The sequence below is a fragment of the Sorangium sp. So ce426 genome, assembly GCF_051475585.1.
Classification (GTDB): domain Bacteria; phylum Myxococcota_A; class Polyangia; order Polyangiales; family Polyangiaceae; genus Sorangium; species Sorangium cellulosum_B.
This window is the reverse complement of record NZ_CP150341.1, coordinates 2,410,861-2,429,872: the sequence shown is the minus strand read 5'-3', so window position 1 is coordinate 2,429,872 and position 19,012 is coordinate 2,410,861. Positions and strand designations below refer to the sequence as shown.

21 protein-coding genes are annotated in these 19,012 nt (G+C 71.4%); 10 read left to right on the top strand and 11 right to left on the bottom strand.

The window, feature by feature from the left end; translation table 11 throughout:
- Positions 1 to 139: 139 nt before the first annotated feature.
- Complete coding sequence (locus WMF44_RS09250; RefSeq protein WP_437298765.1) at positions 140 to 1,174, top strand: site-2 protease family protein; 1,035 nt, start codon at positions 140 to 142, stop codon at positions 1,172 to 1,174.
- Positions 1,175 to 1,186: 12 nt separating this feature from the next.
- On the opposite strand, the gene coaD is transcribed toward WMF44_RS09250, so the two are convergent.
- Genes coaD through WMF44_RS09235 form a run of 3 tightly spaced genes read right to left on the bottom strand, consistent with a single transcriptional unit; the run spans position 1,187 to position 4,099 of the window.
- Positions 1,187 to 1,684 (bottom strand): pantetheine-phosphate adenylyltransferase, encoded by a 498-nt coding sequence (coaD, locus tag WMF44_RS09245; protein WP_012234349.1) that lies wholly within the window; start codon positions 1,682 to 1,684, stop codon positions 1,187 to 1,189.
- A gap of 5 nt (positions 1,685 to 1,689) precedes the next feature.
- Positions 1,690 to 3,195: a tetratricopeptide repeat protein gene (locus WMF44_RS09240; protein ID WP_437298764.1), complete on the bottom strand. Its 1,506-nt coding sequence runs from the start codon at positions 3,193 to 3,195 to the stop codon at positions 1,690 to 1,692.
- 7 nt (positions 3,196 to 3,202) lie between these two features.
- Positions 3,203 to 4,099 (bottom strand): 3'-5' exonuclease, encoded by an 897-nt coding sequence (locus WMF44_RS09235; RefSeq protein WP_437298763.1) that lies wholly within the window; start codon positions 4,097 to 4,099, stop codon positions 3,203 to 3,205.
- A gap of 285 nt (positions 4,100 to 4,384) precedes the next feature.
- Here WMF44_RS09235 and WMF44_RS09230 point away from each other — a divergent pair, with 285 nt between their 5' ends.
- A complete protein-coding gene (locus WMF44_RS09230) occupies positions 4,385 to 5,086 on the top strand; it encodes an HNH endonuclease (protein ID WP_437298762.1) in 702 nt (233 codons plus the stop codon).
- Positions 5,087 to 5,144: 58 nt separating this feature from the next.
- Here the strand turns inward: WMF44_RS09230 and WMF44_RS09225 are convergent, their stop codons facing one another.
- On the bottom strand, positions 5,145 to 5,615 hold the full coding sequence (locus WMF44_RS09225) for a hypothetical protein (protein WP_437298761.1): 471 nt from the start codon (positions 5,613 to 5,615) through the stop codon (positions 5,145 to 5,147).
- Positions 5,616 to 5,710: 95 nt separating this feature from the next.
- Here WMF44_RS09225 and WMF44_RS09220 point away from each other — a divergent pair, with 95 nt between their 5' ends.
- Together WMF44_RS09220 and WMF44_RS09215 are read left to right on the top strand one after the other, a co-directional pair.
- On the top strand, positions 5,711 to 6,373 hold the full coding sequence (locus WMF44_RS09220) for an AgmX/PglI C-terminal domain-containing protein (RefSeq protein WP_437298760.1): 663 nt from the start codon (positions 5,711 to 5,713) through the stop codon (positions 6,371 to 6,373).
- Between the two features lie 28 nt (positions 6,374 to 6,401).
- Positions 6,402 to 8,012 carry a hypothetical protein gene (locus WMF44_RS09215; RefSeq protein WP_437298759.1) on the top strand — a complete coding sequence of 537 codons (1,611 nt, stop codon included), beginning with the start codon at positions 6,402 to 6,404 and terminating at the stop codon, positions 8,010 to 8,012.
- Positions 8,013 to 8,206: 194 nt separating this feature from the next.
- Here the strand turns inward: WMF44_RS09215 and WMF44_RS09210 are convergent, their stop codons facing one another.
- Complete coding sequence (locus WMF44_RS09210; RefSeq protein ID WP_012234342.1) at positions 8,207 to 8,584, bottom strand: hypothetical protein; 378 nt, start codon at positions 8,582 to 8,584, stop codon at positions 8,207 to 8,209.
- A gap of 491 nt (positions 8,585 to 9,075) precedes the next feature.
- Here WMF44_RS09210 and WMF44_RS09205 point away from each other — a divergent pair, with 491 nt between their 5' ends.
- The 3 genes from WMF44_RS09205 (at position 9,076) to WMF44_RS09195 (ending at position 11,984) form a co-directional block, all read left to right on the top strand.
- Positions 9,076 to 9,900, top strand: a complete 825-nt coding sequence (locus WMF44_RS09205; RefSeq protein WP_437298758.1) for an OmpA family protein — start codon at positions 9,076 to 9,078, stop codon at positions 9,898 to 9,900.
- Positions 9,901 to 9,910: 10 nt separating this feature from the next.
- Positions 9,911 to 10,846: a Ppx/GppA phosphatase family protein gene (locus WMF44_RS09200; protein ID WP_437298757.1), complete on the top strand. Its 936-nt coding sequence runs from the start codon at positions 9,911 to 9,913 to the stop codon at positions 10,844 to 10,846.
- A gap of 631 nt (positions 10,847 to 11,477) precedes the next feature.
- Positions 11,478 to 11,984: a CarD family transcriptional regulator gene (locus WMF44_RS09195; protein ID WP_012234339.1), complete on the top strand. Its 507-nt coding sequence runs from the start codon at positions 11,478 to 11,480 to the stop codon at positions 11,982 to 11,984.
- A 111-nt stretch (positions 11,985 to 12,095) separates the two neighbouring features.
- Here WMF44_RS09195 and WMF44_RS09190 read toward each other — a convergent pair whose 3' ends face one another.
- Entirely contained in the window at positions 12,096 to 12,605 is a 510-nt protein-coding gene (locus WMF44_RS09190) for a hypothetical protein (protein ID WP_437298756.1), read from the bottom strand.
- 128 nt (positions 12,606 to 12,733) lie between these two features.
- Positions 12,734 to 13,252 (bottom strand): tRNA (cytidine(34)-2'-O)-methyltransferase, encoded by a 519-nt coding sequence (locus WMF44_RS09185; protein ID WP_437298755.1) that lies wholly within the window; start codon positions 13,250 to 13,252, stop codon positions 12,734 to 12,736.
- Between the two features lie 246 nt (positions 13,253 to 13,498).
- Here WMF44_RS09185 and WMF44_RS09180 point away from each other — a divergent pair, with 246 nt between their 5' ends.
- The gene (locus WMF44_RS09180; protein WP_437298754.1) at positions 13,499 to 14,596 is read left to right on the top strand and encodes a hypothetical protein; all 1,098 of its coding nucleotides are present in this window, start codon (positions 13,499 to 13,501) and stop codon (positions 14,594 to 14,596) included.
- Between the two features lie 77 nt (positions 14,597 to 14,673).
- Here the strand turns inward: WMF44_RS09180 and WMF44_RS09175 are convergent, their stop codons facing one another.
- From WMF44_RS09175 to WMF44_RS09165, 3 genes are read right to left on the bottom strand one after another with little or no spacing between them, the layout of a single operon-like run.
- Positions 14,674 to 15,093 (bottom strand): hypothetical protein, encoded by a 420-nt coding sequence (locus WMF44_RS09175; protein WP_437298753.1) that lies wholly within the window; start codon positions 15,091 to 15,093, stop codon positions 14,674 to 14,676.
- Positions 15,090 to 15,917, bottom strand: a complete 828-nt coding sequence (rnc, locus tag WMF44_RS09170) for a ribonuclease III (protein WP_437298752.1) — start codon at positions 15,915 to 15,917, stop codon at positions 15,090 to 15,092. Before rnc ends, WMF44_RS09175 begins: the two co-directional genes overlap by 4 nt.
- Positions 15,918 to 15,943: 26 nt before the next feature.
- Positions 15,944 to 16,237, bottom strand: coding sequence for a 4a-hydroxytetrahydrobiopterin dehydratase (locus WMF44_RS09165; RefSeq protein WP_437298751.1), 294 nt, complete (start codon positions 16,235 to 16,237; stop codon positions 15,944 to 15,946).
- 107 nt (positions 16,238 to 16,344) lie between these two features.
- Between WMF44_RS09165 and WMF44_RS09160 the strand changes: the two genes are divergently transcribed.
- Positions 16,345 to 16,974 carry a hypothetical protein gene (locus WMF44_RS09160; RefSeq protein WP_437298750.1) on the top strand — a complete coding sequence of 210 codons (630 nt, stop codon included), beginning with the start codon at positions 16,345 to 16,347 and terminating at the stop codon, positions 16,972 to 16,974.
- A 103-nt stretch (positions 16,975 to 17,077) separates the two neighbouring features.
- Complete coding sequence (locus WMF44_RS09155) at positions 17,078 to 17,884, top strand: hypothetical protein (protein ID WP_437298749.1); 807 nt, start codon at positions 17,078 to 17,080, stop codon at positions 17,882 to 17,884.
- A gap of 86 nt (positions 17,885 to 17,970) precedes the next feature.
- Here the strand turns inward: WMF44_RS09155 and WMF44_RS09150 are convergent, their stop codons facing one another.
- Positions 17,971 to 18,999: a peptidyl-prolyl cis-trans isomerase gene (locus WMF44_RS09150; RefSeq protein WP_437298748.1), complete on the bottom strand. Its 1,029-nt coding sequence runs from the start codon at positions 18,997 to 18,999 to the stop codon at positions 17,971 to 17,973.
- Positions 19,000 to 19,012: the final 13 nt, after the last annotated feature.

Genomic DNA, 19,012 nt, shown 5'->3' with positions numbered 1-19,012 from the left:
GCACACCGCCACCGCAGGGCCGCGCGCCGCCCAGCAGCGCCGCGTGCGCTCCCAGGGCGCGGCCGAACTGCCCGCCCTGAGCGCAGGCGCGCGTGGATCGCTTGAGCGGCGGCGAGGAGGCGGCCACGCTAGGCGCCGCATGACCGACGACCGTCGATCCTCCACCCCGAGCACGCTCGATCTCGACGCCGAGCTGGCGCCCGCGGCGACGAGCTCCGCAGAGTCGAGCGCAGCAGCCGCTTCGCACCCGCCCCCGCTGCGATGGCAGAAGAACCTCGCGCTCTTCTGCCTGACGGTCGTCTCGGTGTTCGTCGCCGGCACCCTCTGGACCCCGATCACGCCGGACGACGACAGCGCGCTCTCGTTCGTGAAGGCGCTGCCGCAGACGTGGCCGTTCGCGGTGCCGTTCCTGTCGATCCTGCTGGCGCACGAGTTCGGGCACTACTTCGCGGCGCGCGCGCACGGGGTCGAGGCGTCGCTCCCCTACTTCATCCCGCTCCCGGTGGTGAGCCCGCTCGGCACGATGGGCGCGGTGATCTCGATGAAGGGCAGGATCAAATCGCGGAACGCGCTGCTCGACATCGGCGCCTCCGGCCCGCTGGCCGGCCTCGCGGTGGCGCTCCCGGTCCTCTTCGTGGGCCTCATGCACTCGGATGTGCACGCGAGCTCCGGACCTGCGCTGCAGGAGGGGCGCAGCCTCCTGTATCTCCTGCTGAGGCGGCTCGCGGTCGGCTCGATCCCCGAGACCGATGACGTCTTCCTCGGCCCCACGGCGATGGCGGGGTGGGCCGGGCTGCTCATCACGGCGTTCAACCTCTTTCCCGTCGGCCAGCTCGACGGAGGGCACGTCGCCTACGCGTTGTTCGGCAAGGAGCAGGACCGCTACAGCCGCGCCGCGCACTGGCTGATGCTCGCGCTCTTCGTCGGCAACGTCGCCTATTTCACGCGGCACTTCATCGCCGAGGGGCTGTCCGACGCGCTCCTCTCCGCGGTCGCGAACGGGATGCCGTGGCTCACGTGGTTCGGCTTGGTCCACCTGATGTTGCGCGTCGGCGGGCGGGAGCACCCTCCCACGGAGGCCGGCGAGCTGTCGCCGGCGCGCAAGGTGATCGCCGTGGTGACGCTGCTCCTGTTCGTGCTGCTGCTGATGCCGACCCCGTTCGGCACCTACTGAGCGCTCGGGCGCTCAGGGTTTCGCGGCGCCGAACTTCGCCCGGAGCGCGTCGCAGACGGCGGCGGGCGCGTAGTGGCTGACGTCGCCGCCGTGGCTCGCGATCTCGCGCACGAGCGACGCGGAGACGAAGCCGTAGTGGGTGCGCGTCGGCAGGAAGACGGTATCGACGCCGGGGAGCATGTCCGCGTTCGCGTGGGCGATCTGCAGCTCGTACTCGAAGTCGGTCGCCGCGCGCAGGCCGCGGACGATCACCCGCGCGCCGACGCGCTGGCAGTACTGGATGAGGAGCCCCTCGAACGAGTCGATCCGCGCGTTCGTCACCTCGCTCGTGGTCTGGCGCAGCAGCTCGAGCCGCTCCGAGTACGTGAACAGCGGGTGCTTCGTCGGATGCCGGCCGACGGCGATGATCACCTCACCGAACAGCTTCGACGCCCGCTGGATCAGATCGAGGTGACCGAACGTGATCGGATCGAAGCTCCCCGCGTAAACCGCCAACAGATCCTTGGACATGACGCTCACTGGTCCGGCGTCCGCTTGGGAGCGCCCGCGGGCGGCGCCGGCTTCGGAGCGGCCGCAGGCGGAGTCGACCTCGGAGCGGCCGCGGGGGGTGCCGTCGGGGGGGTCAGCGGCGCCTGGAGCGCGGGCCCCTGGGGCGCAGGTGAGCCGGGCGCGCCTGCTGGACCGGCGCCCTCTGCTGGCGGCGCGGCGGGAGCCTGCCCTTCGTTGACGGGTGCCGGCGCGCCGCCCCGGAGCACCTTGTTCACGGCGGTGTCGTCCTCGATCCACATGAGCCGACCGCCGTCGCCGAAGGTGACACGGAAGTAGGCGAGCAGCCCCGCCCCGATCACGCCGTCCAGATCGAGCTGGAGCTGCTTCTCGAGCGCCTGGAGCGGCGCCCCGTACACGCCCGGGACCTTGGGGATCTCCAGCGCGCCCAGCCGCAGCATCGGCACGACGCCCTGCTTCAGCTTCTGCTCCGGATCCTGCTCGACCCGCTTCAACCCATCGGCCTCGAAGCCGGCCTTCTTCCAGCCTTCCTTGTCGAGCGCGATCGGGAACGTCATCGACGTGTCGATGAGCAGCGGCCCCTGCACCGACTTGTCGGGGCCGAGGCTGCTCCGCAGCACCATGCCGCCGCCCTTGATGAAGGCGACGTCGACGCGCGTCGCGTCGGGCGGCGCCGGCGGGGAGAAGCTGCGCACGACGAACTGCCAGCCGCTGTAGTCGATGGTCGCGTTGAGGCGGCGGAGCAGGTTCACCCCGAGCAGCGCCTTGACCGGCGCGCCGATCTGCTTCGAGACGCCCGACAGGTCCTGCGTGAGGGCGGGCACGTCGTTGATCTCGAGCTTCTTGCCGAAGCGGAGGGACACCCAGCTCGGCTCCTTGCGCGTGCTGCTGTCGAGGACCACCTCGCCCGTGCCGGTCGACACCATCGCGAGCGCCGACTCGCCGTCGATCTCGAGCGGGACGACGAAGAACGGGGCCGCGGGGCTGACGTGCTGCATCTCGATCGCCGCGAGGAGCGCGCCCGAGACAGTGAACGGCGCGCGCCCCGCGCCGCGCCGCGCCAGCTTGGCGATCGACTTCGCCCACTCGTCGACGACATCGGGATCGTCGAGCATCGCCTCGAGCTCGTCGGCGGCGGCGTCGAGATCGCCCTTGTACCAGAGCGCACGCCCGCGGAGCCCTGCAGCCTCGGAGCCGGCGACGCCCTTGAGGAGGCGCAGCGCCTCGGCGTAATCGAGCCGGGCCAGCGCGATGCGCCCCGCGAGCAGCCGGGCCTCCGTGTCGGTCGGGACGATCGTCAGCGCCCTCGAGACCGCATCGCGCGCGTTCTCGACGTCGGCGGACTGGAACTCCTGTCGAGCGCGGGCGAGCCATTTCTCGGCCGCCGGCGGGCGGGCGGACTCCGGGCCGATCATGCTCGAGCACGAGGCGAGGAAGGTCGCGGTCAGGAGGCCGCCGAGGCGGACGGCGAGGGAGCTTCTCGTCGGCGAGGTTCGGTTCGAGTGGATTCGCACGTGGATCTCAGGCCCTTTGCGGCACGCCGTCCGGCCCGAGCTCTCCCGGCGAAATCGGCTCGATCGCCAGGATGCGATCGGCCCGTAGCTCGCGACGGCTGCGCGACGGGAGCAGATAGCCGAGAACCCGGGGTGGGTCGAGGTCCGTTCGCACCCCCGTTACGCACACGACGAGCTCCTCCGGCCCTCGGCGCGCCGGACGGTACCTCACGCGCACGGTGGCGGCATGCTCGGCCGCGCGCACCGCCGCTGCCACCAGCGCCGGGCGGGCGTGGCGCTCGCCGATCCGGACGTGCCACAGGTCGCGCGGCGTCCGCGGCGCGAGGACCTCCACGATCTTGCGGAACACGGCGCGCAGGGCGTGGACGTCGTCTTCGGCGCGGTGAGCGCGCTCGCGGTGCACGCCGAGCTCCCTGCAGAGGGAGGCGAGGCTGTGGCTCGGCAGGGCGAAGGCCCGGCGGGAGAGGACGAGCGTGTCGAGGTAGTGCGGGAGGCGCCTCGCCCTGCCCGCCCGCGCGAGCTCGGCCTCGAGGAACGCCACGTCCCACGCGGCCGCGTGCGCGACGAGCACCGCGCCCTCCGTGACCTTGTCGATGCGATCGCAGAGCTCGGCGAACGTGGGCGCGCCCGCGAGCTCCCGCGGATCGATGCCGTGCACGTGCGCGTTGCCGAACACGCCCGGCTCGGGCCGCACGAGCGACGTGATCGCGTCCTCGCGCGCATCCCCCCGCGTCCGCTCGGCGCAGACCTCGATCACGCGATCGCTCTCGGGGCGGAGGCCCGTCATCTCGAGATCGAGGAACACGAGCGGCGCGCTCTCGATCGGATCATCCCATGGCGAGCCGGCAGGGGGCTCCGCGCCGGTCGCCCGCTCGGGCCCCACCCCTTCGCGCTGCTCCGTCATCCGACCTGCTTCCCCACCACGGCGGCTCGACCCAGGAGACGACCGTCCCTCGACATGGACGCGTCTTAGCGAATACGGCGCCCGATCGAAAGCGATCCGCGCGGAGCGTCGAGCGCGGCGCGCCCGGCCCGTGACGTCCGGGCTCCGGCGCGCAGCCCGAGCTTCGACAGGGCGGGCGCGGGGGGGTTCGAGGCGATGCCCTGACGGCTCAGGGCGCGGCGTCGCGCCCGATCCGCCGCGCGGCAATGGCAGAGATCCAGCAGAAACGCCGCCGTGCAGCGCCGGATGTTCACCGGAGCTTTCGTTGCTACACTGCCCAGCGTGCCGGACGGGGTAGCTACAGTCCCGGGGGGCTCTCCTCACGAGGAGCTCGATCTCGGCGACGGTTTTTCAGGGTTCCGCTGCGAGCGTAGGACCGAGCCGCTCGATCTCCCGGTCCTCGTGGTGAACCGCTTCTTCCAACCTGTGCAGATCACGACCGCGCGTCGCGCTTTCCTGCTGCTCTTCGGCGGGGCCGCCCTCGCGGTCGACGAGGTCGGCGATCTCCACGATTTCTCGGCGTGGCGGACTTTGCCGGTGCGCGAGAAGGACGATGGCCTCCCCGTGGTCGGCGGCTCGCTCCGCGTGCCGCGCGTCCTCCACCTCCGCCGGTACGACCGCATGCGGCGCCCGACGATCCGGCTGACGCGGAAGAACGTGATGCTCCGCGACACGCACCAGTGCCAATACTGTGCGCGCCGCCCGCCCGTCCGCGATCTCAACATCGACCACGTGCTCCCCCGGTCGCGCGGCGGCGAGGACACCTGGGAGAACCTCGTGACCGCGTGCCGCACGTGCAACCTCCGCAAGGGCTGGCGCACGCCGGACGAGGCCAGCATGCGGCTCATCCGCCAGCCTCTGCCGCCGCGGTGGTCGGCGACGATGCAGATCCTGATCGGCTTGCCGCATTCGTTCGACGAGTGGAGCCCCTTCCTCAGGGCCGGCTGACGCGCCCCCCCGTGGCTCTCTCCTCGGCGCCGAAGGCAGGCGCCGACGAGCCGATCGTTCACTGCGCCACGATCACGCGCCCTTGCTGGTCGCAGTAGGCGATCGCTCTCCACCCCTGCTCTGTGCAGAGGAAGAAGTCGATGCAGCCGGTCCAGCACGCGGTATCCGCGCAGGTCTCCGCGGCGTCCGCCGGGCAGTCCGGCTGCTGCAGGGCGGGCGAGCAGCCCGCGGCCTCGCCGCTGCGATCGAGCGTCACGACCTCGCACGCGCCGGGGTCGCCGCCCGCGCCCGCATCCCCATCCCCGGCAGGCTCACCCGCGGAATCGCAGAACGCGGCCTCCGTCCAGGCCCCCTCGAGGCAGTCGTAGAGCGCACGGCACGCGGCATCGTCGCAGGTGCCCCCCCGGCCGACCGGACACCCTCCCTGGGGGATCTGGCCGCACAGCTGCGGCTCCGCGACGGGATCGCAGCCTGCGGGCGCAAGGACGGCGACGGCGGCGGCCACGGTGAAGCACAGCGGGATCTTCAAGACGGCCGTCGAGGAGACCCCGGATTGCCGGCGCGAGGGGAGAAAAACGCAAGGCGCCTCGCCTCCGCTCAGCCGAACCGTTTAGTATGCGCGCCATGCGTCCCTGCGCCACCGCCAGCGCCGTGTTCACCGGAGTCCTCCTCGCCGCGGCCCTGTTCGCGGCCTGCTCGAGCGGCGCCGCGCCGCCGCCTTCGCCGCCTGACAGCGCGCCGCCGCCTTCGCCGCCGCCGGCCTCGCAGCCGACGTCCCCTGGCGCCGCGGACCCTGGCGCCACGGCCGCTGGCGCGGCGGACCCGGGCGCCGCCGCGCCCGCGCAGCCGGACCGGCCCGCGAGCCGCAAGAAGGCCGCCGAGACCGTCGAGGACTGCAAGGTCATCGCCTCCGAGATCACGAACGATCCGCCGGACGGCGGGGTCGTGATGAACAACGCGACGACCTCCGCCGACGCCGGATCGAGCGATCGCCTGCAGCCGCTCGTCGACGCGATCAAGGCGAGGCGCGACGCCTTCCGCTGCTGCTTCGATCTCTACGCCCGCAAGCACCCGGGCGCGCAGGGCAGGGTCACGTGGCAGCTCAAGCTGAAGCCCGACGGGACGTTCGAGGAGGCGAGCATCGTGCGCGACAAGAGCGACGTGACCGCGCCGCAGGTCGAGACCTGCATGGAGGAGCTCGCGAAGTCGATCACCTGGGCGCGCTCGCCGAGCGGCAAGGAGACCGTGCTGACCTACCCCTTCGACTTCAAGCGACGCAACTACTAGCAGCGCGCCGCCTGCGAGGAGCACGTCAGTGTCGAGCGACGCTTCGGGGATCCTGCGCGGCTCGGGCCACCCCGGCCGCAACGCCTACGCCGAGCTGCTCCGCGACACGCGCGGCCTGAGGCGGGAGCAGCAGCAAGCGCGCGAGGCGTGGTTCGCGCGCCTCGCGGCCGACAAGAAGGACGAGACGCTCTTCGAGCTCGAGATCCTCCTGAAGGGCGTCGCCTGCTTCGCGAACCCGCGGAACCACCCGGGCGCCGCGCGGCGCCAGACGATCGTCAGCCACGACTTCCGCGAGCACCTCCAGCACGCCCGCGACGGCATGGCGCGCGTCGTCCAGCTGACGCGCACCATGCTCGGCGATCGCGATCGCGCCTTCGTCTTCCAGCGCTACCTGGAGACGGTGCTCCCGGAGGACACGGCGCGCACCCGCCTCCTCCACGCGACGATGGCGCAGGAGTCGCCGGAGTCGAGCCTGTTCGTGCTCCGGCACGGCTTCACGAACCTCATCGAGGTTGCGGGCGGGCTGCTCCGGCTGCCGAGGGTCAGCTTCAGGCTCTTCTACGCCCACCTCGCGACGGCGATGCGCGAGATCGCCCAGAGCACGTTCTTCAACCCGCTCCACGCGCTCGAGTTTCGCCCGGAGTTCGATCGCATCCCGTCGACGCAGGTGCTCGAGCTCATCCACCGCGTGCCCGGCGAGCAGGCGCACCGGCTCGTGGCGCTCACGTTCCTCGCGCTGTTCAGGATGCTCAGGTACCTCCGCCTGCTCGACGCCATCGCGCTCGATCACTCGGATCACCGCGTGGCGGGGCGCGGGTACCTCGTGCTCGCGGTCCTGCGCAGCGACGCCCGCGCGCTCTCGAACTACCTCCGGCGCCGGGCGGGCGCGCTGCTCGCGGACAGCTTCGAGCGCGATCTGCTGCGCGTGCCCGCAAGCGACATCGTCGCGCGCCACGACGAGCTCGCCGCCGAGGGGCACCGCCTCCTCTCCACGAAGGCCGCGCTGAGCGGGCTCGCCGCGAACCTGCGGCTCGAGATGCGCCGCGCCTTCGAGCACGACCTCCCGCCCGCGGACGCGCTGGTGAGCGAGTCCGAGTACCGGGTCCGCCTCCGCGCCGTCTCGCACGGCCTCCGCCCCGCGCTGCAGAACGCGATCCTGTTCCTCGGCAGGTCGCTCGGCGCGAAGCTCGAGGAGGGCCGCGTCTTCGACGATCAGGCCGCGCGGCGCGCGACGAGCGATCGCCTCCGGCGCGACGTGTGGATGTTCGCCCAGATCTCGCGCGCGTTCGCGAGCAAGGCGCGCCACACCGGCCCGGCGCCCGACCGATGGACCGGCATCGCGAGCTTCGCGTTCGTGCGCGAGTTTCTCTCGTATTTCCGGGCGATGGGCTACCCGCTGCTCCGGGTGGGCGACTACCCCCACGTCGACGCGTTCGTCTCCGCGATGACGGCGCTCGAGGAGAGCGACCTCCTCGATCCGCAGCGGCTCGACGCCGCCATCCGCGAGTGCGAGGCGTTCTTCGAGTTCCTGATGAAGCTGTTCGAGCAGATCTCGAAGCGCGAGGACCTCGCCGGCGTCCCGTTCGATCGCAAGGGCGCCGCGCGCGCTCTCCGGCTCTACCTCGGCGAGCGCACCTGAGCGCCCCTCGCGCGGGCCGCGCCGCCGCGGGGACATCGTCCACCCGCGCGCGCCTCCGGCCTGGACCCGCGCGTCCGGATCCTCGGCGTCCTCACCCCCCGATGGTCTTGTAAGACGGATTATCTGGTCGCAACCGGCGGGTCGGGTCGCCGCGCCTCGTTCTGTTGGAAGACCCGAGGCGCTCCCGTGTCGCCTTATTCCGACTCGTCGGACGGGCCGGTGCTCGCAGGAGCAGGAGCCGGCGTGCTCTTGCGCGCGCCGCGGGTGCTCGCGCCCTTGGCCGGCGCGCGCTTGGCGGCGGCGCGTCCTCGAGGAGCGGCCGCCTTCTTCGGCGCAGCCGCCCGCTTGCCGGCGGCCTTCGCCTTGCGCTTCGGAGCGGCCTTCTTCGCGGCCGGCTTCTTGGCGGCGGCGCGCTTCGGGGTCTTCTTGGCGGCGGCGCGCTTCGGGGCGGCCTTCTTCGCTGCCTTCCGCGCCGGCTTCTTCGCGACCTTCCCGGCCTTCGCGGCGGCCGGCTTCTTGGCCGACTTCGTCACCTTCTTCGCAGGCTTCTTCGCGGTCTTCTTAGCAGCCATTGGAAATCCTCCTGCATTCGCCCCGGCACGGCACGGCGGACATCGCCAAACGTCCTCTCCGCTACAGTTTCCCTACCGAGGCAACAGATGTTGCACGACGTATATTGCCACGCATGGTGATGGTCAAGGAAAATCTTGCAGGCCCTAAACCGATGTATCCCGTGTGTTCCAGGCAAACTGGTCCGCAAGCGTTGCGAGGGTAAACGTCGGAGCAGGCCATGGTGAAGCAACCAGACCGAACCGTACGATTGATTTTTGTTGACAGTTGACGGGATGTCTGTCTTGGCCCTTCGCGCTCCTTCCTGGCGATCGCGCGCCTGCACGGCGCGGCAAACGGCGCCGGTGCGCTCATGGTCGCACGGAGCTCCAGCGTTGCGCAGGCTCTAGAGAGCCTTGTGCGGCGCCATTCGCCTCGCTACGGTCGCGCCGCCTGCGCGGCGCCCCTCATGGCCGAGCGCCGCGCTGCTCTAGGCTGCTCTAGGAGGAAAGGTATGTTGGTTCGTCGCTCGACGTCGTGGTTGTTGCTTGGCGCAACGCTCCTTGCGGGCTCGGGGGCGCTCGGGTGCGGCTACTCGGAGGAGGAGATGCAGGCGAAGATCCGCGAGATCGAGGGCCTGAAGACCCAGCTGAGCGCCGAGCAGGCGCAGAACAAGAAGGCCAAGAGCGAGCTCGACGAGGCGGCGGCCCGCATCGAGCAGCTCAAGTCCCAGCTCAAGGCGGCGGGCGTGGATATCTCCAACCTGAACGCGAACCTCGAGCAGCAGGCGCGCGCGCTCGAGGACTTCCGCCGCCGTGCCCAGCAGCTCGAGGACATCAAGAAGCGCTTCGAGGTCCTGCGGGACAAGCTCCAGGCCCTCACCAAGCTCGGGCTCAGCGTGACCGTCCGCAACAACCGGATGGTCATCCAGCTGCCCGGCGACGTCCTCTTCGACTCGGGACGGGAGACGCTCAAGAAGGAGGGGCAGGAGATCCTGCTCAAGGTGGCCGAGGTCATCCGCAACGACTCCGGGCTGTCGGCGCGCTCCTTCCAGGTCGCCGGGCACACGGACAACGCGCCGCTCGCCGGCGGCCGCTTCAAGGACAACTGGGGGCTCAGCGTGATGCGCGCCCGCGAGGTGCTCGCGTTCCTGCTCCAGCCCGAGGACAAGGCCGGCGGCGGCCTCAAGCCCGAGCGGTGGAGCGCCTCCGGCTACGGCGACACCGACCCGGTGAAGCCCAACGACACCCCGGAGAACAAGCAGGCCAACCGGCGCTGCGAGCTGGTGGTGCTGCCGAACGTCGAGGAGATGCTCGACCTGAAGACGCTCACCCAGTAAGGCCCGGGGCATGAGCGTCGCGGCCATCGACATCGGCACGAACTCGGTCCTCCTGCTCATCGCCGAGCGCCGCGGGGGTGAGCTCGTCGCGCTCGTCGAGCGCGCGACCATCACCCGGCTCGGCCAGGGGGTCGACGCGGCGCGCGCGCTCGCGCCCGAGGCCGTGGAGCGCACGCTCGCCTGCCTCGCCCGCTACGGGGAGGAGCTCCGGTCCCGGGGGGTCGAGCGCGTGGACGCCGTCGGCACCAGCGCGATGCGCGACGCCGCCGGCGGCGAGGCGTTCATCGCCCGCGCCCGCGAGCTCATCGGCGTCGCGCCGCGCGTGATCTCCGGGCCGGAGGAGGCGGAGCTCACGTACGCCGGCGCGCTGACGGGGCTCGACCTGCCGGCCCGCGGTCCCACGATCGTTGTCGACGTGGGCGGCGGCAGCACGGAGATCATCGTCGGCAGCGCCGGCGGCGCGGTGGAGCAGGCGGTGAGCCTCGACGTGGGGAGCGTCCGCCTGACCGAGCGTCACGTGCGCACGGATCCGCCGGCCGCCGCGGACCTCGAGGCCGTCCGCGCCGACGTCCGGGCGGCGCTGGCGACGCTCCCAGCCGTGCCCCAGCTCGCGGCGCCCACGCTGGTCGGCGTCGCGGGCACGGTGACGACCCTCGCCGCGCTCGTGCGCGACGTGGCCCCCTACGACGGCGCCCGCGTGCATGGCGCGCGGGTATCCGGGGCAGAGATCGTGGACGTCACGTCCCGCCTCGCTTCCCTGCCGCTCACCGCGCGCAGCCAGCTGCGCGCGCTGGATCCAGCGCGCGCGGACGTCATCGTGGCCGGCAGCGTGCTCATCGAGGAGATCCTCGCGTGGGCCTCGCGGCTCGCCGGAGCGCCTGTCGACCTCGTCGCTTCGGATCGCGGCGTCCGCTGGGGGCTCGCCGAACGCCTCAGCGCCGCCTGAGCACCCCGGCTCGTTTGAAGGCCGGACGGACGTAACGCCCGCCGTCCGTCGCGTCCGTCACATTTTCGAGTCATCCCACCCAGGTCAGGTCCGCCACCTCTCCCGGAGACGCCCGCTCTGCCCTAAACTAGGCGGGTGAGCCGGCGCGCACCCACGCCGATGCCTCCATCGGTACACACTGTCACCCCGCCCGACCCCGAGGAAAAACCAGAGTGATCACGCCACGATGGCTCAACCCCGGGGATTTTCGTTGACGTATCTCTGCCGGCTCACTAGAGTGCGCGCGCCTGGCGCAAACCGGCCCTTTTTCAAGAGGGCCGTTCCCCCAACCTCAATCCCTTCCGCCCGCACCCGTCCGCTTCAACCGCCGCTTGTCAAGATTCCGCTGTGCACGCCAGAGCACCGACCCCTCGCGGGTCATGGAGGGTGCTCGCGTTCCTGCTTCTCGCACAGCGGTCTCGAGCGGCGGCTCATGGCTCTTTTCTCGGAATTTTTCTCGGAATGCGTGACGGTGTGTGTCGGTTCTGCGGGTCCAGGTTCAACCGCATGTGCAGCGTACGCCCCTCGAAGGGATTTCGGGAGGCAGACGAAAAACTAAAAGGACGGCGGGGTGGAAGGCAAAGGAGACGATATGCAGGCTCGTTCGGAGATCCAGTTCAAGGTGGGCGACAAAGCCGTCTACCCGGCCCAAGGCGTGGCCGAGGTGGTCAACATCGAGGAGAAGGACATCGCTGGCAACCGTCAGCGATTCTATGTTCTCCGCATCTTGGACACGGATCGAAAGATCATGGTTCCAGTCAGCAACGCGAGCGCGGTCGGCCTTCGCCAGGTCATCTCTGAACAGGAAATCCGGGAAATTTTCGACATCCTCCGCGAGCGTACCATCGCGTTCGACAACCAGACCTGGAACCGTCGGTACCGCGGCTTCATGGACAAGATCAAGACGGGTTCTATTTACGATGTCGCCGAGGTGCTACGCGACCTCTATCGCTTGAAGACGGACAAGCAGCTCTCGTTCGGTGAGCGCCGCATGCTCGACACCGCCCGGACGCTGATCGTGAAGGAGATCGCGATCGCCCGAGGTCAGACGGAAGAGCAGGTGAAGACCGAGATCGAGGCGATCTTTCTCGCCAACTAAGGCGTTACCTCATGGTTAGCGGCCTTGCGGCCGCTGCCGATGGAGGCCGGCACTGCCGGCCTCCGGGCTTTTGTGGGCCGAAAACGCCGTGCGCCATCGGTGCGGGCGCGTTCAGAGATCGCTGCCCGGTCGCTTCTGCACGGGAGGGAGCGGGGGCAGCGCCACATCGACGCGCCACCCCGCGTCCTCGTAGACGCAGGGCACCTGGACGCGCTCTCCCGGGAGCAGGCCGGCGATGTCCACGAGGGCGTGGGCGCCGGCGATCTGGGCAGAGTAGCGCTGCGGCTCGAAGCGCAAGAGGAAGCGGGACGGCGTGATCATCGCCTCGGGCGCGATCGCCTTGCCGGTCGCGGCGCTGTAGCGCTGCGCGCGCGACGCGAGGTTGTCCCGAGCGCGGCGCGACAGGAGCTCGAAGGCGGCCTTGGCGTCAGCCGGGTCGCCGTGCAGCTGGCGCAGGCGAGCGACCAGCTCCCGGACGGCGCCGTCGGGCGTGCCGCTCGGAGGCCGCCTGCTGCATCCGGCGGAGGCGAGCGCCGCGACCGAGAGCGCGACCGCCACGCCGGCCCGGACGAGGCGCGCGGCCGGCCGTCGGGCGTCCTGTCGCGCGGGTTGCTGGTGCATGACCATGCGGCCCTCTCCTTAGAACGACGCGTCGCCGACGTCCACGGCGCGCGGCCGCCGGGCCCAGGGGGACGCCGCGGCGGATCGCGCTCTTACAGGATGTCGCGCGCGCCTACGCACACGCGCCGTCACCCCGGCGCGGCGCAGGCGAGCGCGCCCACCTGGCGGAGCGCCTCGTACAGGACGATGGACACCGCGTTGGCCAGGTTGAGGGAGCGCACGGGACCCAGCGTGGGAATGCCGAAGACGTCGTCCGGCATCCGCGCGAGGAGCTCGGGGTCGAGGCCCACGCTCTCCTTGCCGAACACCAGCGCGTCGCCCGGCCGGAAGTCCGCGTCGAGGTAGCTCCGCGGAGCCACCGCGCTGAAGAGGCGGAGCCGCGCGTTCGGGTGATGGTGGCGAAAGTGGGCGATGTCGAGCTGCTGCTCGAGCGTGACCAGGTGCCAGTAGTCAAGCCCCGCGCGGCGGACGCTCCGCTCGTCGATGCGGAACCCCAGCCTCCCGAGCAGATGCAAGGGGCTCTGCGTCGCCGCGGCGAGCCGCGCGATGTTGCCTGTGTTCTGCGGGATCTCCGGCTCCACCAGCACGATCCGGAACGGCGGATCGAGCGGCGCCGCACGGAGCCGGGGGCGACCATCGTTGAGCACGCCCTCTCTTTCCGCGACGCGACCGCGCGCCGCAACCCCCGAGCGAGGGATCGCGCGCGCCGCCTGGCTCGCCAGCGCCGCCTCGACAGATAGCCGGCCCACGCGGTCGCGCGGAAAACGCGGACCGAACGGACGGAGGCCCCTCTGTTCGCTTGACGGCTGTACGAGCGGACACGTAGCCTCCCGCCTCGGAGACACGGAATGCGCGCATCGTGCTGGATCGCTTCGGCTATTGCCCTCGCAGGAGTGGCGTCGTCCTCGCTCGCGGCCGCCGACGTCATGGATCCGGCGCTCGCGCGGCTCGTGCGCGACCCGGAGCCGAGCCTCGGCGGCGCCGCCGTACCCTGCCGCATCACGGGGCCGGACGGTGGCCTCTACTACAACCCCGCTTCCCGTTATCAACGCTGCCTGACCGACGACGCCGCGTTCGCCAAGCTCATCGCGCAGTACGGCTTCGCGGTGGCGCCGTCGGCGATGCACTCGGCGCGGACCACGGGCTACGGCGGGTTCGAGATCGGCATCGAGGCCAACTACACGAAGATTGACAGCGACGCCGAGTATTGGAAGCAGGGCACGCAGGGGCCGCAGGATCCGACCAGCAAGAATTTCTCCATCGAGAACCGGAGCCCGGACTCCTTCCTGCAGCACTACTCCCTCAAGGTCCGCAAGGGTTTTCCGTTCGGGTTCGAGCTCACCGGCGCCGTCGGGTTCCTCGCCAACACCAGCCTCGTGAGCGCGGGCGCCGACGTGCGCTGGTCGCTGTTCGAGGGGTTCCGCCGAGGGCTCCCCGCGATCCTCCCTGAGCTCGCCGTCGGCGGCAGCGTCCGGAGCGTCACCGGCACCGAGGAGTTCCAGCTGACCGTGGCCGGCGCCGACGCAGTGATCTCGAAGCCCCTGCCGATCGCCGGCACGGTCGTGATCACCCCCTACGCCGGCTACCAGTGGCTCCGGATCTTCGGAGACTCGGGGCTCATCGATCTCACCCCGAACACCGACGCCGTGAACTTCTGCAACTTCCGAGGGGTGAACTCGCCTGCCAACCCGGTGCAGGGGCAGGACGGCAACCCGCTCCCGCACGACGGCCAGCCGGTGTGCGACGGCGGCTCCCAGGCCGACTTCAACAACACCGTGGTCTTCGACGCCGTGCGCATGAACCGCCACCGGCTCCATTTCGGCGCGCAGCTGCGGTTCCAGATGGTCAAGCTCGGCGCGCACTTCATCACCGACATCGTGAGCCCCGAGGACGCGAACCAGGGCGCGGCGAACGAGATCGACGGCGAGAACAAGTTCGCCGGGCTCGGGTCGCAGTGGACCCTCGGCATCGATCTCGGCGCGATGTTCTGAGACTGGCTGCGCCGGGGACGCTCGCCACGGGCCCCCGGCGCAGACCCGCTTCGAGCGGGCGCGGCTCGCTGCGCTCCTCAGCGCTTCGAGCTCAGATCGGGCAGCGCGTAGCCGAGCTCGGTGATGAGCGCACGGAATGCGCGGTCCTCGTTCCGCGCCACGGTGAGGTGCTCCATGAACTTCTTGAAGTTGCCCTGAGCCGCCGCTTCGGCGGCGCGCTCGCTGTTCGCGAGCACGAGCAGGAGGTGCGGGTGCGCCTTGGAGACGGAGCTAGGGCACTCCATCTTGCGCGCCACCAGGGCGCGCGCTTCCGCGAGCGCATGCACCACCATGACGAGCTCCTTGTCATGGGTCCGCGGCAGGAGCATGTCGCCCTCCCTGCGCGCCTCGTCGAGCAGCAGGCTCGCCCTGTCCAGGTAGCTCCCGGCCCAGGCCGGCAGCGCGACGAAGAGCGAGCAGAGCGCGATGGTGAAAGCAAGCATCAGGTGACGGATCATCGACTGGGTCCTCGGTCGTTCACGGTTTGCTCGGAGGACGCCTCGCCGGATGGCGGGCCCCCCCTGCCCTCGGGCGCACCTCGCAGGGCCTCGGCGGCTGCCCGTCCATCGGATGCGGCGGCCGCGGGCTCCGGCGCGGCGCAGGAGAGGAGCGCCGCGCGCGCGGCCGCCTGCTCCGCGAGCTTCTTCGATCGGCCCCGGCCGGTGCCGATGACCTGGCCGTCGACCTCGACGGCGACGAGGAACGCGCGGTCGTGGTCGGGCCCCTCCGTGCCCATCAGGCGGTAGCGCGGCGACGCAGCGCCGCGCGCCTGCACGCGCTCCTGCAGCTCGCTCTTCGCGTCACGCCCGAGCAGGCTGCCGCTCGCGAGCTGCGCGAGCGGGCTCGCGGCGATCTTCCGGCTCAGCGCCCGCGCGCTCTCGAAGCCGCGATCGAGGTACAGGGCCGCGACGAGCGCCTCGGTGGCGTCGGCGAGCACGTTCGTCTGGTCGCGCTCACCGGCGACCTCCGCGCCGCGCCCGACCCGGAGCGCGGCGCCGAGCTCGATCCCTCGCGCCCACGCCGCCAGCGCGTCCGTGTTGACCAGGGCCGAGCGCATCATCGAGAGCTCCCCCTCCCTCGCCCCCGGGAAGCGCTCCATGAGGAGCTCCGTCACGCACAGGCCGAGCACGGCGTCCCCCAGGAACTCGAGGCGCTGGTTGTCCACGCGCCGGCCGCCTCGCTGCTCGTTCGAGAAGCTCGGATGCGTCAGCGCCTCCTCGAGGTGCGGCAGGTCCCCCTCCAGCCCCAGATCCAGACGTTGCAGCAGCTCGCTCGGGAGCATCCCCTGCACCTTGCCCACGCGCAGCGTCAGCCCGCGCTCAAGCGGTCGGTCAGCTCGGCCAGCTCCAGGTCGAGCGCGGTCAGACCGCCAGCGTCATGCGTGGACCACGCGACCCGCACCTTGCCCCACGACAGCGCGATCTCCGGGTGATGATCGCGCCGCTCGGCCAGGAGGGCGATCTGCATCACGAAGCCTACGCCGGTCCCGTAATCCGGAAACGAGTAGCTCCGCTCGATCTGCTCGCCCGCTCGCACCCAGCCCGGGTGAGCAGCGACGAACCCGGCGATCTCATCGTCCGAGAGCCGATCACGCTTGCCCATGGGACGCAACTATGGGCTAAGCCCCGCCCCGGTGGAACCCCGGAATGCGGCCCCCGCCCCGCGCGGCGTCCGCCGCGCCGTTCGCCGTGCGCTATCCTCCCGCCTCGATGACCGGGCTTCACGCCTGCCCCTTCTGCCGGGAGATGTTCGAGGCGAAAGAGGCGTCCACGTGCCCCGCCTGCGGCCTCCGGCTGGAGGCGCTCGCGAAGCTTCCGCCCTCGTACGACGCGCTCCAGGAAGAGCCTGACGAGCCGCTCCCGCCGCACATGGAACCGCTCCCGTGGACCTACGCCGGGCGCGGCCGGGGCGCCCTGCTCGCGCTCGCGCTCCTCGGCCTCGCGGCGTTCTTCGCGCCGTGGATCCACGAGACGGCCCCCGAGCTCCGCGACCTCAGCGGCTTCGGGCTCGCGCGACGGCTCGGCTGGATGTGGGCCCCGGCGGTCGCGTTCTTCGTGATGATCCCGCTCGCGCTGACCCGGAGGTCGATCCACAAGATGCGCGGCGCCCGCGTGGCCGTCGCTTTCCTCGCCGCGGTCGCCCTCGTCACCGTCGCGATGCGCCTGACGTTCACGCCGGGCAGCACGCTGCTCCGTCCCGTCCGCTTCACGTGGGGCTACGGGCTCTACGCGACCGGGGCGATCGCGCTGCTCGCGCTGTTCACCGCCGCGTTCTTCGGAGGAAGGATCGACGACCTCCCGACGGGGCAGCGGCGGCGGGGCGACGAGGTGCTGCACTGAGGCACTGAAGAGCGCGTGGCCGGTGGCATCTCGGGTCGACAGGCTCGCCCGTGCGACGTAACCTTGATGGGAGTGGCCTTTGTCCGCTGCTCGAAGGTGCGCAATGGCCAAGCGATCTGCCAGCGTACGCCGTGAGCTCTCGCGGGACGACGAGACGTTCGATGTCCCCGCGGCGGTGCTCTGCGCGTGCTGTGGACAGCCCGACTGCGCCGGGTGCTCCGCGGCGAGCGACGAGGGCTCGGGGGTCGTCGCGATCGTCCCGTGGGAGCGCCCGATCGGCGGGGTCTGGTCGCGGCTCTGGGCCACCTCGAGGGCGACCACGCTGGGAGCCGAGACGTTCTTCGCCACGATCCCCGACGGCGCGCTCCCCGCGGCCATGCGCTTCGCCCTGCTGGCGGAGACGCTCGCGATCCTGTCGATGATCGCCGCGCTCCTGCCCCTCATCGCGCTGGCGCTGCCGAGCCTTACGCTGGAGCTGGCTCGCAACCCGGCCGCACGCGCGAGCGCCCTCCAGTGGCTCGCGATCGGCGTTCCGGTGGTCACCGTGTGGATGGTGCTCGCGCACACCTTGCACGGCGCCGCGCTCGACCTCGGGGCACGGCGCCAGGGCGCGCGGCCAGAGCGCCGGCGCGCGCTCCGCTTCGGGCTCTACGCGTGCGGCTGGGATCTCATGGCCGGCCCGCTCGGCGCGCTGGCCATGCTCATCACGGGCGGCACCAAGGGAGCCGAGCAGGTCCTCTCGGCCTCGCTCCGGGTACCGGGCAAGGCGTCCATGGCGCTGCTCCTGGGCGTCTACGCGCTCCACCCCGACGCGGCGGAGCGCGCTCGACGCGCCGGGAGCATCGCCGCGCTCGTGCTCACCATCGCCTCCGGCTTCGCCGCCATCGCGCTCGCCATCGCCTTGAGCTGACGCGCCGTTCAGCGCCCTCGGGGGTGTCGCCCTCGGCGGCGCTGCCGCCGAGGGTGGCGAGCGCCCATCCGTGCGCGCCGGCCGAGTCAGCGCATGTCGTGACGCGGCACGGGCGAGGGCGGAGGCGCGCCCGGACGCCGGCCGCTCGCGAGGGTGCCCGGGCGCCTCTTCGGCTGCAGATCCCCCGTCGAGGTGATGTCGATGAGGTCCACGAGCTCGGGGGCGTGACCGGAGACGTCCTGCGCTCGCAGGCGATCGAGGAGCTGCTTCACCTGCGCCTCCGCCTTGCCGTGCGCGAGGATCTGACGGATGGACGGCGCCTCCTGCTCGAGCGAGCGGCTCACGGGTTTCCTGCTCTGGCGCCGCCACAGCACAGCGAAGCCATCGCCCTCGGGCACGGGCTCGGCCACGAGCTCCGCGTCTTTCACCCCGGCGGCAGCCGAGAGGAGCCCCGGGTCGACCTTCAGCCCCGGCTCGGACGTGGTGCCATCGGACGCCACGAAGCCGAGATCGCCGCCGCGCATGCTCGTCGCCTTGTCGAGCGATTTCTCGCGCGCGATCTCCTTGAAACGCTGGGGTGACGGGTCCTTCTTCAGCTCGGCCAGGATCGCCTCGGCCTCCCCGCGCGTCGCGACGAGGATGCGCCAGAGCGCCACCATCGCCGGGGAGCTGAACCTGTCGCGGTGGGCCTCGTAATAGGCGCGGACCTCCTCGTCCGTCACCGGGGAGCTCGCCGCCGCCTCCGCCTGGATCCGCTGCAGCAGCGCGGAGCGCAGGACGCCGCGCACGCGATCCTGCACGTCGGCGCGCTCCGTGAGCTTCTGCGCGGCGGCCCCCTGGGCGAGGAGCAGCTCGCGCACGAGGACCTGGTTGACGAAGTTCTTCCGGATCTCTTCCGGGGTACGCCCGAAGGTCTGGAGCTGAAACGGCGGGACCTGCGCGAGCCTGCGCTCGACCTCCGACGCCGTGATCGCCGCGTCGCCGACGCGCGCCACCGGGGCGTCCGCGGCGGCCGCTGGCTGGGCCTCAGCGCGGAGCGACAGGCCGGTCGACGCCGCGCACACGACCGCCATGGCGGCCGCGCCGAGGGGGAGCTTCAGCGTTCTCGCGCGCATCGGAGCGGGTTAT

Excerpts from the sequence above, each read along its gene's own strand:
- WMF44_RS09250 (WP_437298765.1), top strand. The coding sequence starts at position 140 with ATGACCGACGACCGTCGATCCTCCACCCCGAGCACGCTCGATCTCGAC.
- coaD (WP_012234349.1), bottom strand. The coding sequence starts at position 1,684 with ATGTCCAAGGATCTGTTGGCGGTTTACGCGGGGAGCTTCGATCCGATC.
- WMF44_RS09235 (WP_437298763.1), bottom strand. The coding sequence starts at position 4,099 with ATGACGGAGCAGCGCGAAGGGGTGGGGCCCGAGCGGGCGACCGGCGCG.
- WMF44_RS09230 (WP_437298762.1), top strand. The coding sequence starts at position 4,385 with ATGTTCACCGGAGCTTTCGTTGCTACACTGCCCAGCGTGCCGGACGGG.
- WMF44_RS09220 (WP_437298760.1), top strand. The coding sequence starts at position 5,711 with ATGCGTCCCTGCGCCACCGCCAGCGCCGTGTTCACCGGAGTCCTCCTC.
- WMF44_RS09210 (WP_012234342.1), bottom strand. The coding sequence starts at position 8,584 with ATGGCTGCTAAGAAGACCGCGAAGAAGCCTGCGAAGAAGGTGACGAAG.
- WMF44_RS09205 (WP_437298758.1), top strand. The coding sequence starts at position 9,076 with ATGTTGGTTCGTCGCTCGACGTCGTGGTTGTTGCTTGGCGCAACGCTC.
- WMF44_RS09200 (WP_437298757.1), top strand. The coding sequence starts at position 9,911 with ATGAGCGTCGCGGCCATCGACATCGGCACGAACTCGGTCCTCCTGCTC.
- WMF44_RS09195 (WP_012234339.1), top strand. The coding sequence starts at position 11,478 with ATGCAGGCTCGTTCGGAGATCCAGTTCAAGGTGGGCGACAAAGCCGTC.
- WMF44_RS09190 (WP_437298756.1), bottom strand. The coding sequence starts at position 12,605 with ATGCACCAGCAACCCGCGCGACAGGACGCCCGACGGCCGGCCGCGCGC.
- WMF44_RS09175 (WP_437298753.1), bottom strand. The coding sequence starts at position 15,093 with ATGATCCGTCACCTGATGCTTGCTTTCACCATCGCGCTCTGCTCGCTC.
- rnc (WP_437298752.1), bottom strand. The coding sequence starts at position 15,917 with ATGCTCCCGAGCGAGCTGCTGCAACGTCTGGATCTGGGGCTGGAGGGG.
- WMF44_RS09165 (WP_437298751.1), bottom strand. The coding sequence starts at position 16,237 with ATGGGCAAGCGTGATCGGCTCTCGGACGATGAGATCGCCGGGTTCGTC.
- WMF44_RS09160 (WP_437298750.1), top strand. The coding sequence starts at position 16,345 with ATGACCGGGCTTCACGCCTGCCCCTTCTGCCGGGAGATGTTCGAGGCG.
- WMF44_RS09155 (WP_437298749.1), top strand. The coding sequence starts at position 17,078 with ATGGCCAAGCGATCTGCCAGCGTACGCCGTGAGCTCTCGCGGGACGAC.
- WMF44_RS09150 (WP_437298748.1), bottom strand. The coding sequence starts at position 18,999 with ATGCGCGCGAGAACGCTGAAGCTCCCCCTCGGCGCGGCCGCCATGGCG.